The 14,379-nt window shown below is 52.6% G+C and carries 9 protein-coding genes, 1 tRNA gene and 3 rRNA genes; 3 read left to right on the plus strand and 10 right to left on the minus strand.

The genetic code is table 11. From position 1 onward, the window contains the following. Positions 1 to 39: 39 nt before the first annotated feature. The 4 genes from polA to ACYAC5_RS19495 form a co-directional block, all read right to left on the minus strand. Entirely contained in the window at positions 40 to 2,832 is a 2,793-nt protein-coding gene (gene polA / locus ACYAC5_RS19480; RefSeq protein ID WP_462062157.1) for a DNA polymerase I, read from the minus strand. Positions 2,833 to 3,199: 367 nt separating this feature from the next. Continuing rightward, the gene (gene dsbA, locus ACYAC5_RS19485) at positions 3,200 to 3,829 is read right to left on the minus strand and encodes a thiol:disulfide interchange protein DsbA (protein WP_101760723.1); all 630 of its coding nucleotides are present in this window, start codon (positions 3,827 to 3,829) and stop codon (positions 3,200 to 3,202) included. A 26-nt stretch (positions 3,830 to 3,855) separates the two neighbouring features. Continuing rightward, positions 3,856 to 4,842 carry a serine/threonine protein kinase gene (locus ACYAC5_RS19490; RefSeq protein WP_462062159.1) on the minus strand — a complete coding sequence of 329 codons (987 nt, stop codon included), beginning with the start codon at positions 4,840 to 4,842 and terminating at the stop codon, positions 3,856 to 3,858. 46 nt (positions 4,843 to 4,888) lie between these two features. Next, a complete protein-coding gene (locus ACYAC5_RS19495) occupies positions 4,889 to 5,164 on the minus strand; it encodes a YihD family protein (RefSeq protein WP_309836589.1) in 276 nt (91 codons plus the stop codon). 72 nt (positions 5,165 to 5,236) lie between these two features. On the opposite strand from ACYAC5_RS19495, the gene mobA reads away from it, so the two are divergent. Both mobA and mobB read left to right on the plus strand, forming a co-directional pair. After that, a complete protein-coding gene (gene mobA, locus ACYAC5_RS19500) occupies positions 5,237 to 5,812 on the plus strand; it encodes a molybdenum cofactor guanylyltransferase MobA (RefSeq protein WP_101760726.1) in 576 nt (191 codons plus the stop codon). Further along, complete coding sequence (mobB, locus tag ACYAC5_RS19505) at positions 5,809 to 6,312, plus strand: molybdopterin-guanine dinucleotide biosynthesis protein MobB (protein WP_309832445.1); 504 nt, start codon at positions 5,809 to 5,811, stop codon at positions 6,310 to 6,312. Before mobA ends, mobB begins: the two co-directional genes overlap by 4 nt. A 75-nt stretch (positions 6,313 to 6,387) precedes the next feature. Here mobB and rrf read toward each other — a convergent pair. The 5 genes from rrf to ACYAC5_RS19530 form a co-directional block, all read right to left on the minus strand. Continuing rightward, positions 6,388 to 6,503: ribosomal RNA gene (gene rrf, locus ACYAC5_RS19510) — 5S ribosomal RNA — on the minus strand. Positions 6,504 to 6,605: 102 nt separating this feature from the next. After that, positions 6,606 to 9,510: ribosomal RNA gene (locus ACYAC5_RS19515) — 23S ribosomal RNA — on the minus strand. A gap of 215 nt (positions 9,511 to 9,725) precedes the next feature. After that, positions 9,726 to 9,800, minus strand: a tRNA-Glu gene (locus ACYAC5_RS19520). A gap of 88 nt (positions 9,801 to 9,888) precedes the next feature. Further along, a 16S ribosomal RNA gene (locus ACYAC5_RS19525) occupies positions 9,889 to 11,428 on the minus strand. Together the 16S, 23S and 5S rRNA genes with 1 tRNA gene alongside form the textbook arrangement of a ribosomal RNA operon. Positions 11,429 to 11,831: 403 nt before the next feature. After that, positions 11,832 to 12,044: a hypothetical protein gene (locus tag ACYAC5_RS19530; protein WP_167391204.1), complete on the minus strand. Its 213-nt coding sequence runs from the start codon at positions 12,042 to 12,044 to the stop codon at positions 11,832 to 11,834. Here ACYAC5_RS19530 and mdtD point away from each other — a divergent pair. Beyond that, positions 11,983 to 13,386 (plus strand): multidrug transporter subunit MdtD, encoded by a 1,404-nt coding sequence (gene mdtD, locus ACYAC5_RS19535; RefSeq protein ID WP_137386807.1) that lies wholly within the window; start codon positions 11,983 to 11,985, stop codon positions 13,384 to 13,386. The two genes, ACYAC5_RS19530 and mdtD, sit on opposite strands and share 62 nt — an antisense overlap. Here the strand turns inward: mdtD and rbsR are convergent. After that, positions 13,383 to 14,366 carry a ribose operon transcriptional repressor RbsR gene (gene rbsR, locus ACYAC5_RS19540; protein ID WP_309836759.1) on the minus strand — a complete coding sequence of 328 codons (984 nt, stop codon included), beginning with the start codon at positions 14,364 to 14,366 and terminating at the stop codon, positions 13,383 to 13,385. The two genes, mdtD and rbsR, sit on opposite strands and share 4 nt — an antisense overlap. Between the last annotated feature and the right edge of the window lie 13 nt (positions 14,367 to 14,379).

Below are 14,379 nucleotides of genomic sequence, written 5' to 3' on the forward strand. Positions count from 1 at the left end.
TGATGCCAGCGGCACGCAAATACCGCTGAATCAGCATGATCAGTGTGCCTCATCCCAGTTATCGCCGGTGCCTACTTCCACCTGCAGCGGCACATCCAGCTTCATGCTGTTCTCCATCAGATCACGGATGGTCTTAATGGCGCTATCCACCGCATCGCTGCGGATCTCAAATACCAGTTCATCGTGTACTTGCATAATCATGCGTACGGCATCGTCTTTTTGCTCCAACAGCCAGCCATCCACCGCAATCATCGCGCGTTTGATGATGTCTGCTGCCGTGCCTTGCATTGGGGCATTAATCGCCGCTCGCTCCGCCGCTTTACGACGAATCGCATTGCTGGAGGTGATATCAGGCAGCCACAAACGACGACCATCGAGCGTTTCTACATAGCCTTTCTCTGCTGCCTTCGCGCGCGTCTCTTCCATATAACGCAGCACGCCCGGATAGCGTTCAAAGTAGAGATCCATGTATTTCTTTGCCTCACCCGCACCGATATTGAGCTGGCGGGAAAGACCAAACGCGCTCATTCCGTAGATCAGACCAAAGTTGATCGCCTTGGCACTGCGACGCTGCTCACCTGAAACTTTGCTTAACGCCACACCAAACACTTCTGATGCGGTGGCACGGTGGATATCTTCGCCCTGGGCAAACGCATCCAGCAGGCCTTTGTCTTGCGACAGATGCGCCATGATACGCAGTTCAATCTGTGAGTAGTCCGCGGCAACAATACGATTGCCCGATCCGGCGACAAACGCCTGGCGGATTCGGCGCCCTTCTTCGTTGCGCACCGGGATATTCTGCAGGTTAGGATCGGTAGACGAGAGTCGTCCCGTCGCCGTTACCGCCTGATGATAGGATGTATGTACGCGGCCGGTAAGCGGATTGATCATTAGTGGCAGCTTATCGGTGTAAGTCGATTTCAACTTCGATAAACCACGATGTTCCAGAATCACTTTCGGCAGTGGATAATCAAGCGCCAGCTCAGCCAGCACCTCTTCGCTGGTCGACGGCGCGCCGCCCGGCGTTTTCTTGGTCGGTTTAATACCCTGCTTTTCAAACAGAATGGTTTGCAGCTGTTTAGGTGAAGAGAGATTAAACGGTTCGCCTGCCAGCTCGTGCGCTTTCAGCTCAAGCTCGGCCACACGCGTGGTCAGCTCCTGCGAGTGTTTCGCCAGGATATTCTGGTCAATCAGCACGCCGTTGCGCTCAATCCGCGATATCACCTTCAACAACGGCATTTCGATCTCTTCAAATACCTGTTTCGGCCCCGCTTCCGGCTCCAGTTTCTCCCACATTTTCAGATGCAATTGCAGCGTGACATCGGCATCTTCCGCCGCATAGTGTCCTGCTTGCTCGATAGCAATCTGATTAAAAGTGAGCTGATTTTTACCTTTACCCGCGATCTCTTCGAAAGTCACCGTTTTATGGTTTAGCCAGCGCGCGGCCAGACTATCCATATCGTGTTTTCCGCCCACGCTGTTCAGGCAATAAGATTCCAGCATGGTGTCGAATTTGATGCCGTTCAGTTCAATGTCGTAATTCTTCAGCACGCCGCGATCGTATTTGAGATTCTGACCAACCTTCGGCGCGTTACCATCTTCTAGCAGCGGTTTTAGCTGCTTCAGCACTTCGCTGCGATCCAGCTGATCTGGCGCATCCAGATAATCGTGGGCGACCGGCAGATAAGCGGCTTCACCCGGCGCGACGGCAAAACCAATGCCGACAATATTGGCGCTTAAAGTATCCAGCGAGTCGGTCTCAAGATCGAAAGCGAAGAGCTCGGCGCTTTTCAGCTTTTTGAGCCATGCGGCAAATGTCGCTTCATCGAGGATAGTGACGTAGCCATCCGCAGAGAGCACGCTGGTCGCTTCGGCAGCGGGCGCAGCAGGTTCGCTGAGCTGCGGTTTCTTAGCCTGCGCGTTGCTCTTCTTACCTTGTTGCAGCCATGAACCATCCTGCAAATCGGTGATCCAGCGCTTAAATTCATAACGGCTAAACAAGGTTTGCAGCGCTTCGACATTGGGTTCATTGACGACAAGCTGATCGCAGGTCAGATCCAATTCAACGTCGGTTTTGATGGTTGCCAGCTGATAAGACAGGAACGCGACGTCGCGATTTTGCTCCAGCTTCGCCGCCATGGTTTTCGCACCGCGGAACGAGAGATCGGCCACTTTATCGAGATTGTCATAGATTGACTGCATACCGCCCAAGCCTTGCAGCAACGCCTGCGCGGTTTTCTCACCGACTCCCGGCACGCCTGGAATGTTGTCCGAGCTGTCGCCCATCATGGCGAGGAAATCGATAATCAGTGCTGGCGGCACGCCATATTTCTGCTCGACCTCTTCCGGACCGAGCACGGTATTCGTCATGGTGTTGATCAAGGTGATCGCAGGCGTCACTAACTGCGCCATATCTTTATCGCCGGTGCTGATCAACACCGGACGGCCGAGTTTTTCCGCCTCTAGCGCCAGCGTACCGATAACGTCATCCGCCTCAACGCCAGATACCGCCAACAGCGGCAGGCCCATCGCCTTCACCATTTCATGCAGCGGCTCAATCTGCGCACGCAGATCGTCTGGCATCGGCGGACGGTGCGATTTGTAGTGTTCAAAAAGCTCATCGCGGAAGGTTTTGCCTTTCGCATCGAAGACCACAGCCACATGGCTTGGCTGATACTGCATCAACAGGCTTTTCAACATGTTGAGCACACCATACATGGCGCCAGTTGGCTCGCCTGCACTGTTCGTTAGCGGCGGAAAGGCATGATATGCACGGTACAGATAAGATGAGCCGTCGACCAGAATCAGGGGATTTTCTGCAATTTGCGCCATAGGTTCGTATTTTCTTCGTTGCGATAATGAGGGCTATAAGGATGCCACAACCAGAGGAGAATGTTGAATGCACTCGGGGAAGTCAGGATCTTTTTCGTCGTTACGCGGCACAGATCGCAAGGATCAAACTGTGGATAAGTTTGTGCGTAAAAATCATAACGTATTGTTATTTACGTTAATTGCAATTACTTTAACATTAAAAAATCATTTATATCAGCAAGTTAAATACTTATCGTGATCTTGCTCGCCCTAATGAAAAGACGATCGTCCATGTGGATATTAAGCGAAGGGTTAATAAATACATCGCATAAATAAGAGAATGAAGGCAATAAAAAACGCCGGCAGTGCCGGCGTTCTAAAAACTAAATTACTTCTTTTCTACCAGGAACTTCACTACATTGGCGTAATCAGCAACGAAGTTGTCCATTGAGCTGGTATCCAGGCCGCCGTTGTTAACCATATATTTGCCGTTAACGAAGATCGCTGGCACACCTTGCAGATTGACGTCTGCTGCTGCTTTCTGCTGCTGCGCAACCAGCGCTTTTACTGCGAAGCTATTCCACGCTGCATCGTAATCTTCTGAAGAGATACCCGCCGCTTTAATAAAAGTCTCTTTCAGGCTTGCTGCATCGGTAACGGTTTGGGTTTTCTGAATACCGTCGAAAATCGGTGCAGTAACTTTGCTTTCTACGCCTAGCGCCATGGCAACAGCCCATGCCTGAGTGACAACCGGACCGAATTGACCACCAAGGAAATCAACGTGGTATTTGGTCACTTTCGTGTCCGCCGGCAGGTTCTTTTTCACTGCCTCGCTCACGTGATAAACGCGTTCGAACTGGTAGCAATGTGGGCAGAAGAAGGAGAAGAACTCCAGAACCTGCGGCTCACCCGCCACTGGCTTTGGCAAAGTAACGAACTGCTTACCATCGTTGAACTGTGCCGCCGAGGCGCCAAATGCCAGCATTAAACCTACCAGCGCAAACATGATCTTTTTCATCGTGAAACAATCTCCTGAGTACTTCATTAATATTGCGGGCTAAGCTGCAACGGCGGTTCGTGTAACAGCCTTTCCTGCTCGATAAATAATGCAATCTGCCGGCGCCAAAAATCCTCATCTGTCATCCAGGGGAAGGCGCGCGGAAAAGCGGGATCCTGCCAGCGGCGTACTACCCAGGCCAAATAATAAACCATGCGCATAGCGCGTAAAGGTTCAATCAGTGACAATTCATGTAAATCAAAATCACCGAATTCATTATAGGCTTCCAGCAAAATGTCCCATTGAATCAACTGTTCCTGACGATCGCCATTGACCAGCACCCATAAATCCTGCACTGCTGGCCCGTTACGGGCATCATCAAGATCGACAAACATCGGGCCTTCACGCCACAGAATATTGCCGGGATGGCAATCGCCGTGCAACCTTAACGGCTGCCAATGGCTATGCCAGCGCTGCTGCAGCGTCGCGCTGAGCTTATCAACGGCAGCAAGCAGCAAGTCTTTAAGTGAAGCCGGTACTAACGCGCTTTGTTCCAGCTCCCGACGCGGTTGAAAAATATACTCTTCAAGGCCGAAGGTGGGTCGCTGCTGAAACAGGCTTTGCCTGGCGGTTTGATGGATGCGCCCCAGAAAGCGGCCAACCCATTCCATCTGATCCTCGTTATCAGTTTCATACTGCCGTCCGCCTAAACTGGGGAAGACCGCGAACATGAAGCCGGCATGATGATTCAACGTGCTGCCCTGCAGAACGAGCGGCGCGGCAACCGGCACTTCATCCTCTAATAAATGCTGAGTGAACTGATGCTCTTCAAGGATCTGTTGCGCGCTCCAGCGCTGCGGACGATAAAACTTAGCCACATAGCGGCGTTTATCATCGTCGCTGAACTGATAGACGCGGTTTTCATAGCTATTGAGGGCGGTTAAGCCTGATTCGACACGCAGACCCGCATCCCAAAGTGCATCAAGGATGACATCGGGATTCAACGTCTGGAAATTAAAGGCGGCTTCGCTCATCTTTTTGCCTGTGTGTTACCTTTGCGATTAATGCGCAAGGATAACATTACTCATCATCCTTAATCACACCGCGTGCACGTAATAGCGCGGTTTTGAAGTCCACTTCATAATCCTTTTTCAGGCCGGGAATGGCACTCTGGCTATCTGTGTCACGCATTTTGAGATGGTAAATCAATACATCATCGGTTAATTCACTTAATGAGCCACTGAAACCAGATTCCTGCGCCAGTTTTTGCAAAAATGCCAGCAAGTTGAGATCGGCATCCTTCTGCCATGCGGGTTGCAGAAGCTCGAGCAGTTCATTGAGTCGGTGATATTTCATCATTGATTCCTTTATGCAGATGGTACGCTGCCGCTAAGTAAGTATCGTCCAGAATGAAGCAAGGAGACGAATATGACAGCATTTACCGGCGTGATCCTCGCGGGTGGCCAAGGCAGTCGTATGGGAGGCCAGGATAAGGGGTTATTGATGTTACAGGGTGAACACCTTTATCAGCACGTTTTGCGGCGATTCCGGCCGCAGGTCAATATTGTGTTGATAAGCGCTAACCGTAACATTGATCGCTATCAGGCAAGCGGTTGTCAGGTGGTTATCGATACATTGCCCGATTATCCCGGACCGCTGGCTGGCATGCTCAGTGGTTTACGCAGCAGTAAAAACGAATGGGTCGCTTTCTGCGCTTGTGATACGCCATGGATCCCCAATGACTTTGTCGCGCGTCTGTGGCAACAGCGTAATGATGCGCCCGCTGTGTGGGTGAAATCCTCCCAGCGTGATCATCCAGCCTTAGCGCTGGTCAATTGCGCATTGGCTGATGATCTTGAAACCTGGCTACTGCGCGGCGAGCGACGTTTAATGCAGTTCTTACATGAGCATGGCGGGCATGCTATTGCGTTTTCAGACCCAGAATCTGCGTTCCGCAATATCAATACGCCAGACGATCTCATGAATGAGGAAAAGTATTTATGAGTGTGCGCTTACTGGCGATTTCCGCATGGAGCGGGACAGGAAAAACCACTTTGCTTGAGCAAGTCATTCCACTTCTCAAAACTCAGGGGATTCGATCAGGCTTAATTAAGCACACACATCATCAGATGGATATCGATACGCCGGGGAAAGACAGTTATTTGCTGCGTAAAGCTGGGGCGGATCAGGTGATCGTCGCCAGTAATCAGCGCTGGGCATTGATGGTTGAATCACCTAATAAGCCTTTAAGCCTAATGCAATTAGCATCACAGATGGATAGCTCAACGTTGGATCTGGTGCTGGTCGAGGGCTTCAAAGATGAGCCGGTCCCCAAAATTGCACTTTGGCGGCGTGGCGTTAAAGGTGAGATTAAGGATTTGCTGGATCAGTATGTGATTGCCGTCGCTACTGATGAGGATATGGAACTGAATTTGCCCATATTGGATATTAATCAGCCAATGCAGGTTGCCGATTTTATTGTTCAGTGGCTTAAAAAGCATTGAAATAGCCAGTTTTTAGCTAACATTCAGACGTAAAAAAGCCCCGGACTTTCGTCCGGGGCTTCTTCACTATTTGATGCCTGGCAGTTCCCTACTCTCGCATGGGGAGACCCCACACTACCATCGGCGCTACGGCGTTTCACTTCTGAGTTCGGCATGGGGTCAGGTGGGACCACCGCGCTAAAGCCGCCAGGCAAATTCTGTTTCGTCCGCAGCCCCCTCTCAGGCGCCGCAGACCAGTCCGTAAACAAGCTGAAAATATCCGGTCTCTCAGACCAAAACGCCTCTGGCGTTGTAAGGTTAAGCCTCACGGGTCATTAGTACCGGTTAGCTCAACGCATCGCTGCGCTTACACATCCGGCCTATCAACGTCGTAGTCTTCAACGTCCCTTCAGGACTCTCAAGGAGTCAGGGAGAACTCATCTCGGGGCAAGTTTCGTGCTTAGATGCTTTCAGCACTTATCTTTTCCGCACTTAGCTACCGGGCAGTGCCATTGGCATGACAACCCGAACACCAGTGGTGCGTTCACTCCGGTCCTCTCGTACTAGGAGCAACCCCCCTCAATTCTCCAGCGCCCACGGCAGATAGGGACCGAACTGTCTCACGACGTTCTAAACCCAGCTCGCGTACCACTTTAAACGGCGAACAGCCGTACCCTTGGGACCTACTTCAGCCCCAGGATGTGATGAGCCGACATCGAGGTGCCAAACACCGCCGTCGATATGAACTCTTGGGCGGTATCAGCCTGTTATCCCCGGAGTACCTTTTATCCGTTGAGCGATGGCCCTTCCATTCAGAACCACCGGATCACTATGACCTGCTTTCGCACCTGCTCGAGCCGTCACTCTCGCAGTCAAGCTGGCTTATGCCATTGCACTAACCTCCTGATGTCCGACCAGGATTAGCCAACCTTCGTGCTCCTCCGTTACTCTTTGGGAGGAGACCGCCCCAGTCAAACTACCCACCAGACACTGTCCGCAGCCCGGATTACGGGCCTACGTTAGAACATCAAACATTAAAGGGTGGTATTTCAAGGTTGGCTCCACGCAGACTGGCGTCCACGCTTCAAAGCCTCCCACCTATCCTACACATCAAGGCTCAATGTTCAGTGTCAAGCTATAGTAAAGGTTCACGGGGTCTTTCCGTCTTGCCGCGGGTACACTGCATCTTCACAGCGATTTCAATTTCACTGAGTCTCGGGTGGAGACAGCCTGGCCATCATTACGCCATTCGTGCAGGTCGGAACTTACCCGACAAGGAATTTCGCTACCTTAGGACCGTTATAGTTACGGCCGCCGTTTACCGGGGCTTCGATCAAGAGCTTCTCCTTGCGGATAACCCCATCAATTAACCTTCCGGCACCGGGCAGGCGTCACACCGTATACGTCCACTTTCGTGTTTGCACAGTGCTGTGTTTTTAATAAACAGTTGCAGCCAGCTGGTATCTTCGACTGCCTTCAGCTCCATCCGCGAGGGACTTCACCTGATGACAGCGTGCCTTCTCCCGAAGTTACGGCACCATTTTGCCTAGTTCCTTCACCCGAGTTCTCTCAAGCGCCTTGGTATTCTCTACCTGACCACCTGTGTCGGTTTGGGGTACGATTTCGTGTTACCTGGAGCTTAGAGGCTTTTCCTGGAAGCAGGGCATCAGTTACTTCACCACCGTGGTGGCTCGTCGTCACGCCTCAGCCTTAAGATACCCCGGATTTACCAAAGGTATCAGCCTACACGCTTAAACCGGGACAACCGTCGCCCGGATAACCTAGCCTTCTCCGTCCCCCCTTCGCAGTAACACCAAGTGCAGGAATATTAACCTGCTTCCCATCGACTACGCTTTTCAGCCTCGCCTTAGGGGTCGACTCACCCTGCTCCGATTAACGTTGAACAGGAACCCTTGGTCTTCCGGCGAGCGGGCTTTTCACCCGCTTTATCGTTACTTATGTCAGCATTCGCACTTCTGATACCTCCAGCATGCCTCACAGCACACCTTCAACGGCTTACAGAACGCTCCCCTACCCAACAACACATAGTGTCGCTGCCGCAGCTTCGGTGCATGGTTTAGCCCCGTTACATCTTCCGCGCAGGCCGACTCGACCAGTGAGCTATTACGCTTTCTTTAAATGATGGCTGCTTCTAAGCCAACATCCTGGCTGTCTGTGCCTTCCCACATCGTTTCCCACTTAACCATGACTTTGGGACCTTAGCTGGCGGTCTGGGTTGTTTCCCTCTTCACGACGGACGTTAGCACCCGCCGTGTGTCTCCCGTGATAACATTCTCCGGTATTCGCAGTTTGCATCGGGTTGGTAAGCCGGGATGGCCCCCTAGCCGAAACAGTGCTCTACCCCCGGAGATGAGTTCACGAGGCGCTACCTAAATAGCTTTCGGGGAGAACCAGCTATCTCCCGGTTTGATTGGCCTTTCACCCCCAGCCACAAGTCATCCGCTAATTTTTCAACATTAGTCGGTTCGGTCCTCCAGTTAGTGTTACCCAACCTTCAACCTGCCCATGGCTAGATCACCGGGTTTCGGGTCTATACCCTGCAACTTAACGCCCAGTTAAGACTCGGTTTCCCTGCGGCTCCCCTATACGGTTAACCTTGCTACAGAATATAAGTCGCTGACCCATTATACAAAAGGTACGCAGTCACCCCATTAAAGAGGCTCCCACTGCTTGTACGTACACGGTTTCAGGTTCTGTTTCACTCCCCTCGCCGGGGTTCTTTTCGCCTTTCCCTCACGGTACTGGTTCACTATCGGTCAGTCAGGAGTATTTAGCCTTGGAGGATGGTCCCCCCATATTCAGACAGGATACCACGTGTCCCGCCCTACTCTTCGAACTCACAGAATGTGCACTTTCGTGTACGGGACTATCACCCGGTATCGTGCGACTTTCCAGACGCTTCCACTAACGCACAAACTGATTCAGGTTCTGGGCTGTTCCCCGTTCGCTCGCCGCTACTGGGGGAATCTCGGTTGATTTCTTTTCCTCCGGGTACTTAGATGTTTCAGTTCCCCGGGTTCGCCTCGCAACACTATGTATTCATGTTGCGATGATGCACTGGGTGCACCGGGTTTCCCCATTCGGACATCGTCGGCTGTAGCGGTTCATATCACCTTACCGACGCTTTACGCAGATTAGCACGTCCTTCATCGCCTCTGACTGCCAGGGCATCCACCGTGTACGCTTAGTCACTTAACCTCACAACCCACAGGCGTTTTGCAACGCGTGCAGACTGCAAGCATTTGAGAGACTCGAACATATCGCCGCTTCATTCTTATTACGGAGAATGAAGACGATACGTCGTTTCAATTTTCAGCTTGTTCCGGATTGTTAAAGAGCAGTATCTCAGACGCAGCTCGTAAGCTTCGTTTGAGATACATCGTGGAGACACCTTTCACCTGTCACCAAGCAAGTGGCGTCCCCTAGGGGATTCGAACCCCTGTTGCCGCCGTGAAAGGGCGGAGTCCTAACCGCTAGACGAAGGGGACACGATAGTGTCACGACTTCGCAGCCGTCTTGCTCATTACTTTCTATCAGACAATCTGTGTGAGCACTTCGCGGGAAGGTATCTTCAGGTAAGGAGGTGATCCAACCGCAGGTTCCCCTACGGTTACCTTGTTACGACTTCACCCCAGTCATGAATCACAAAGTGGTAAGCGCCCTCCCGAAGGTTAAGCTACCTACTTCTTTTGCAACCCACTCCCATGGTGTGACGGGCGGTGTGTACAAGGCCCGGGAACGTATTCACCGTAGCATTCTGATCTACGATTACTAGCGATTCCGACTTCACGGAGTCGAGTTGCAGACTCCGATCCGGACTACGACGCACTTTATGAGGTCCGCTTGCTCTCGCGAGGTCGCTTCTCTTTGTATGCGCCATTGTAGCACGTGTGTAGCCCTACTCGTAAGGGCCATGATGACTTGACGTCATCCCCACCTTCCTCCAGTTTATCACTGGCAGTCTCCTTTGAGTTCCCGGCCGAACCGCTGGCAACAAAGGATAAGGGTTGCGCTCGTTGCGGGACTTAACCCAACATTTCACAACACGAGCTGACGACAGCCATGCAGCACCTGTCTCAGAGTTCCCGAAGGCACCAAAGCATCTCTGCTAAGTTCTCTGGATGTCAAGAGTAGGTAAGGTTCTTCGCGTTGCATCGAATTAAACCACATGCTCCACCGCTTGTGCGGGCCCCCGTCAATTCATTTGAGTTTTAACCTTGCGGCCGTACTCCCCAGGCGGTCGACTTAACGCGTTAGCTCCGGAAGCCACTCCTCAAGGGAACAACCTCCAAGTCGACATCGTTTACGGCGTGGACTACCAGGGTATCTAATCCTGTTTGCTCCCCACGCTTTCGCACCTGAGCGTCAGTCTTTGTCCAGGGGGCCGCCTTCGCCACCGGTATTCCTCCAGATCTCTACGCATTTCACCGCTACACCTGGAATTCTACCCCCCTCTACAAGACTCCAGCCTGCCAGTTTCGAATGCAGTTCCCAGGTTAAGCCCGGGGATTTCACATCCGACTTGACAGACCGCCTGCGTGCGCTTTACGCCCAGTAATTCCGATTAACGCTTGCACCCTCCGTATTACCGCGGCTGCTGGCACGGAGTTAGCCGGTGCTTCTTCTGCGGGTAACGTCAATCGGTGAAGCTATTAACTTCACCGCCTTCCTCCCCGCTGAAAGTACTTTACAACCCGAAGGCCTTCTTCATACACGCGGCATGGCTGCATCAGGCTTGCGCCCATTGTGCAATATTCCCCACTGCTGCCTCCCGTAGGAGTCTGGACCGTGTCTCAGTTCCAGTGTGGCTGGTCATCCTCTCAGACCAGCTAGGGATCGTCGCCTAGGTGAGCCATTACCCCACCTACTAGCTAATCCCATCTGGGCACATCCGATGGTGTGAGGCCCGAAGGTCCCCCACTTTGGTCTTGCGACGTTATGCGGTATTAGCTACCGTTTCCAGTAGTTATCCCCCTCCATCGGGCAGTTTCCCAGACATTACTCACCCGTCCGCCACTCGTCACCCGAGAGCAAGCTCTCTGTGCTACCGTTCGACTTGCATGTGTTAGGCCTGCCGCCAGCGTTCAATCTGAGCCATGATCAAACTCTTCAATTTAAGTTTGATTTGCTGAAACAAGTTCAGCGATGCTCATCTGTAAAACGTCATAATGAATTTCATTATGTGTTCACTCGTGAGGCTTTGATATTTTTTTGCGTCCGGAGACGCGGATATCAATCCTGCGAGTGCCCACACAGATTGTCTGATAAATTGTTAAAGAGCGTTGCGAACAGCGGCTGAACCGTCTGTCGCGAGGTGGCGTATACTACGCTACTCTCCTTCGGAGTCAAACACTTTTTTCAGCGCTTTCATCCGGCGGAATGAATTTCTTCACTCCCTGCCAAGCCGTCTGCGTTGCCGCTTTGCCGTCTCAGTGGTGGCGCATTATAGGGAGTTATTCGGAGCTGACAAGGGTTAATTGCAAAAAAATGACTGAGCGCCTCTTTTTTAAACGAACGCGTTAAAAACGGACATTTCCCGGCGAAGAATCAGTCAAAATCGCCGCTTCATCGGCATAAATCAGCGCCATCACCTTAAACACCAATGCTATTCTCTTTAACCAAACGTAATTTCTTTGTCGCAGGCTGACAATTATTCGAGAAGGACTTTCAATGATTCGCTCCGCGCGCAGCATGGCCGGCTTGCCCTGGATCGCCGCCATGGCGTTTTTCATGCAAGCACTTGATGCCACCATCCTGAATACTGCGCTTCCTGCTATCGCCACCAGCCTTGAACGTTCCCCTCTTGCCATGCAATCCGCCATCATCAGTTACACGTTAACGGTAGCGATGCTGATTCCGGTGAGTGGCTGGTTAGCCGATCGCTACGGCACACGCAAAATCTTCATTCTTGCGGTATCGCTATTTACGCTGGGTTCGCTGGCCTGCGCCTTATCCGGCTCGCTGAGCATGTTGGTGGTCTCGCGCGTGGTACAAGGGATAGGCGGGGCGATGATGATGCCCGTCGCGCGCCTGGCGTTGTTACGCGCTTATCCACGCAGTGAACTGCTGCCGGTGCTGAACTTCGTTACCATGCCGGGTTTAGTAGGCCCGATTCTGGGCCCAATGCTGGGCGGATTGTTAGTGACCTACGCCAGCTGGCACTGGATATTCCTCCTCAACATTCCCATCGGTATCGCTGGCATCTTCTACGCACGCAAATATATGCCGGACTTCACTACCCCAAAACGCCGCTTCGACTTTTCAGGCTTCCTGCTGTTTGGTTTGGGTCTGGTGCTGATCTCGGTCGGTATCGAGTTGTTTGGCGAGCGCGTGGTGTTGCCGTGGCAAGCGTTGTTGGTGCTGTTTGGCGGCATTGCATTACTTCTTCTCTATATAGTGCACGCGCGTCGCCATCCGGCACCGCTGATTAATCTGCCAATGTTTAAAACCCGCACCTTCTCGGTCGGCATCATTGGCAACATAGCTTCGCGTCTGGGAACCGGCTGCATTCCGTTCCTGATGCCGCTGATGTTGCAGGTGGGCTTTGGTTTTCCCGCACTGATTGCCGGTTGCATGATGGGTCCAACGGCGATTGGCGCGTTGCTGGCGAAATCCACGGTGACGCAAGTGCTACGCCGCTTTGGTTATCGCCATACGTTGGTAGGTATCACCATTATTATTGGCATATTGATCGCCACCTTCTCACTGCAATCGCCGGGTGGCAGCGTGGTGATGTTGCTGGCGGCACTGTTGATTCTGGGGATGGCGATGTCAACGCAGTTCACCGCGATGAACACCATCACGCTGGCAGATTTAAATGATGAGAACGCCAGCGGCGGGAACAGTGTGCTAGCGGTAACGCAGCAGCTGTCGATCAGCTTTGGCGTGGCGGTGAGTGCCGCAGTGCTGCGTTTCTATCAGGATGTCGAGGCCACAACCGTCGCGCAATTCCACGCCACCTTCCTGACGATGGGCGTCGTCACGGTGTTGTCTGCCTTTACCTTTATGATGTTACGTCCGAGCGATGGGCGTAATCTGATCGCCAACCGCGAGAAAAAGAAGAAAGCGACTTAGACCGAACCGCGCTCCACCAGCTCCGGCGTCAGCACCAGCGTTTGCTGACTGGCGTCGGGATCGCTCATACGATGAATCAAGGTATCAATCGCCAGTTCACCTAACTCATCTTTCGGCTGATGGATGGTACTAAGCGGCGGAGTCAGGTAACGCGCCAGCTCAATGTTGTCATAGCCCATCACCGCAATATCCTGCGGCACGCGCAATCCGGCCTGGAACAAGGCGTGATAGACGCCAACCGCCATCGCATCGTTGCTGGTAAATATCGCTTCTGGCAGCGTATCCAGCGTCAGCAGTTGATTCATGGCGTTGAAGCCGCCCTGAAACTCGAAATCACCATCAACCACAAAACCCGGCAGAACCGATAATCCGCTGTTGGCCATCGCTTTATGGAAACCTTCAAGACGCAAACGCGCGGGGGTTTTATCCTGCGGCCCGGCAATACAGGCAATGCGCGTGTAGCCACGATCAATCAGATGCTGGGTTGCCAGTTCGCCGCCGAGCAGCGCGTTGTCCTGAATAATGTCGCCGCGTCCTTCAAATGGCGCCCAGTCCATCATCACCATCGGTACCGAGGGATAACGATTGAGGATCTCCGCCGACGGCAGATGGGTTTCGGTGCACATCATCAGTAAACCATCGACGCGCTTTTGCATCAGCGTTTCGAGGCTGCGATTCATACGCTCTTCATCGCCTTCGGTATTACACAGAATCAGGCTATAGCCGCGTTCGTAACAGCTGTTTTCTACGCCGCGCACCACTTCGGAATAAAACGGGTTACTGCTGGCGGTCAGCAGCATGCCGATGGTGCGGGTTTGTTTGATCTTCAGGCTGCGTGCCAGCGCGGACGGCGCATAGTTCAGCTCACGAATCGCCTGTTCCACCTTTTCACGCACCTGCTCGCTAACAAAGCGATTGTTATTGATGACGTGTGAAACGGTGGAGGTAGAGACGCCCGCCAGGCGGGCGACATCTTTCATGGTAGCCAAGCGC

This window comes from Pantoea sp. y20 (assembly GCF_054903455.1).